At 71.8% G+C, this 3,196-nt stretch carries 3 protein-coding genes; all 3 read left to right on the top strand.

Translation table 11 applies throughout. The annotated features are described in order from the left end of the window. On the top strand, positions 1 to 1,196 hold a 1,196-nt coding region (locus AB0H54_RS24890; RefSeq protein WP_357348240.1), incomplete at its 5' end, for a phosphoenolpyruvate carboxykinase (GTP). Between the two features lie 2 nt (positions 1,197 to 1,198). Then, on the top strand, positions 1,199 to 2,833 hold the full coding sequence (locus AB0H54_RS24895) for a SulP family inorganic anion transporter (RefSeq protein WP_357348242.1): 1,635 nt from the start codon (positions 1,199 to 1,201) through the stop codon (positions 2,831 to 2,833). A gap of 34 nt (positions 2,834 to 2,867) precedes the next feature. Beyond that, positions 2,868 to 3,196, top strand: a 329-nt coding sequence (locus AB0H54_RS24900) for a hypothetical protein (RefSeq protein WP_357348244.1), incomplete at its 3' end; no start/stop codon positions are given.

Here is a 3,196-nt window from a genome sequence, read left to right on the forward strand (position 1 = left end):
GGAGCTACGGCTCCGGCTACGGCGGCAACGCCCTGCTCGGCAAGAAGTGCTTCGCGCTGCGCATCGCGTCGGTGATCGGGCGCGACGAGGGCTGGCTGGCCGAACACATGCTCATCCTCAAACTCACCTCGCCGCAGGGCCGCACGCACTATGTGGCCGCGGCGTTCCCGTCCTCCTGCGGCAAGACCAACCTGGCGATGCTGGAGCCCGCGCTGCCCGGCTGGCAGGCCGAGACCATCGGCGACGACATCGCCTGGCTGCGTTTCGGCGCCGACGGCCGGTTGTACGCGGTCAACCCGGAGGCCGGGTTCTTCGGTGTCGCGCCCGGCACCGGCGCGCGCACCAATCCCAACGCGATCGCCACCATCGACCGCGGCAACTCCATCTTCACCAACACCGCGCTCACCGATCAGGGCGACGTGTGGTGGGAGGGGCTGACGAAACAACCGCCCGCGCACCTCACCGACTGGCGCGGCGACGACTGGACCCCGGACTCCGGAACCCCTGCCGCGCATCCGAATTCGCGCTACTGCACGCCGATCGAGCAGTGCCCGTCGGTGGCGCCGGAATGGAACGACCCGACCGGCGTGCCGATCTCGGCGATCTTCTTCGGCGGCCGCCGCGCGAGCACGGTGCCGCTGATCGCCGAGACCTTCGACTGGGCGCACGGGGTGTTCACCGCGTCGGTGCTGTCCTCGGAGACCACGGCGGCGGCCACCGGCGCGGTCGGCGTCGTGCGGCGGGATCCGATGGCGATGCTGCCGTTCCTCGGCTACCACGTGGGCGACTACTTCGCGCATTGGCTGCGACTGGGCGCAACCGCCGACGCCACGAAGCTGCCGAAGATCTTCCAGGTCAACTGGTTCCGGCGCGACGCCGACGGCACCTTCCTGTGGCCCGGCTTCGGTGACAACGTGCGCGTGCTGAAGTGGGCGCTGGAACGACTCGACGGCACCGCCGACGCCGAGTGGACGCCGATCGGCTTCGTCCCCACCGCGGGCGCGCTCGATCAGGCCGGGTTCGACGACGCCGACCGCGCGCTGGCCGAACGGGCACTGGCCGTCGACGTGGACGAGTGGGTCACCGAGACCCGGTCCATCGACGAATGGTTCGCCGGCATCGGCGGCAACCGGCTACCGGACGCGTTGCGCGAGCAGCTGGCCGCGCTGAAGTTGCGCCTGCTCGGCAACCGCTGACCATGCGGGCACTGCTGCCGACCTGGTCGGAGTGGAAGCCCGCTTTCCGGGCGCCGGGCACGGATCTGATGTCGGGGCTGATCGTGGCGCTGGTGGCACTGCCGCTGGCGCTGGGATTCGGCATCAGTTCCGGGCTCGGCGCCGCCGCCGGTCTGGCGACGGCGATCGTGGCCGGTGCGCTGGCCGCGGTGTTCGGCGGCTCACGCTTTCAGGTGTCGGGACCGACCGGCGCCATGACCGTGGTGCTGGTGCCGATCGTGCACGAACACGGCGCGTCCGGGGTGCTGACCGTCGGGCTGATGGCAGGTGTGTTGCTGATGGCGCTGGCCTTCGCCGGTGTCGGCCGTGCGGTGCGGTTCATGCCGGCTCCGGTGATCGAGGGATTCACCGCGGGGATCGCGGTCGTGATCGCGCTGCAACAGGTTCCGGGCGCGCTGGGGGTAGCGGGAGCCGAGGGCGAGAAGGTCTGGCAATCGGCGTTCGACGCCGTGCGCCGGTTCGCCGAGCATCCGGACGCGACCGCGCCGGTGACGGCACTCGTCGTCGCCGCGGCGATCCTGATCGGCGGACGGTTCCTGCCGAAGCTGCCGTTCGCGCTGGTCGCCGTCGTCGTGGCGACGGTCGTCGCGAGCGTGTTCGATCTGCCTCTCACCCGGATCGGGGCGATCCCGGCCGGGCTGCCAACGCCGTCGCTCGACTTCGTGCAGTGGGGCACACTGTCCGGGCTGCTGCTGCCCGCGCTGGCGGTCGCCGCGCTCGCCGCCCTCGAATCGTTGCTGTCGGCCACCGCGGCCGACGCCATGGCGGTCGGCACCCGGCACGATCCCGATCGCGAACTGTTCGGCCAGGGCCTGGCCAATATCGCCGCGCCGCTGTTCGGCGGCGTGCCCGCGACCGGCGCCATCGCCAGGACCGCGGTCAATGTGCGGTCCGGTGCGAGGACGCGGCTGGCGGCGCTCTTCCACGCGGTGGTGTTGGCCGCGATCGTCTATCTGGCCTCCGGGCCGGTCGCCGACATCCCGATCGCGGCGCTGGCCGGTGTGCTGCTGGCGACCACGGTGCGGATGGTGGAAGCGGCGTCGCTGGCCGCGATCGCCCGCGCGTCGCGGGGGGACGCGATCGTCATGGCACTCACCTTCCTCGTGACGGTGGCGTTCGACCTGGTCACCGCGGTGGTGGCCGGCATCGGCATCGCGCTGGTGCTCGCGGTGCGCGCGGTCGCGCGGGAGGCGAGCATGCAGCAGGTACCGCTGGACGAGGCCGACCATCTCGGCGAGGAACACGACCTGCTGCGCGACCACATCGTCGCCTATCGCATCGACGGCCCGCTGTTCTTCGCCGCCGCGCACCGCTTCCTGCTGGAGTTGTCCGAGGTCGCCGATGTGCGGGTGGTGATCCTGCGGATGTCGCGCGTCACCGCCCTCGACACCACCGGCGCCCTGGTCCTCGCCGACGCCGTGCGCAAGCTCCAGCACCGCCACATCACCGTCCTCATGTCCGGGCTGCGCGACGACCATCGCGCCCGCCTCGCCACCATGGGCGCGCTGCCCGCCGGCGGCGACGACGCGGTGTTCCCCGACACCGGCACCGCCATCAGCTACGCCCGCCGTTTCCTCCCCACCCACCGAGCCCACTGAGCACGAGCGCCACCCGACACCGCCCGGCCACTGGGTGCCGCAGCCATTGCGCGGCATCCACCGTGCAGACAGCTGGAGCATCTCCCTCACCGCGACTCGGGCCGGGAACCAGCACGCTGGTGGACGGCACACCTCGCGTGACTCCGGCAACGGAAAGCAGCACGGCTGGACGGCAGCACGGCTGGACGGCTGGACGGCAGCACGGCTGGACGGCTGGACGGCAGCACGGCTGGACGGCTGGACGGCAGCACGGCTGGACGGCTGGACGGCAGCACGGCTGGACGGCTGGACGGCTGGACCGCAGCACGGCTGGACGGCTGGACGGCTGGACCGCAGCACGGCTGGACGGCTGGACGGCTGGAC

Source organism: Nocardia sp. NPDC050718 (assembly GCF_040654235.1).
In the GTDB taxonomy this organism is placed as follows: Bacteria; Actinomycetota; Actinomycetes; order Mycobacteriales; family Mycobacteriaceae; genus Nocardia.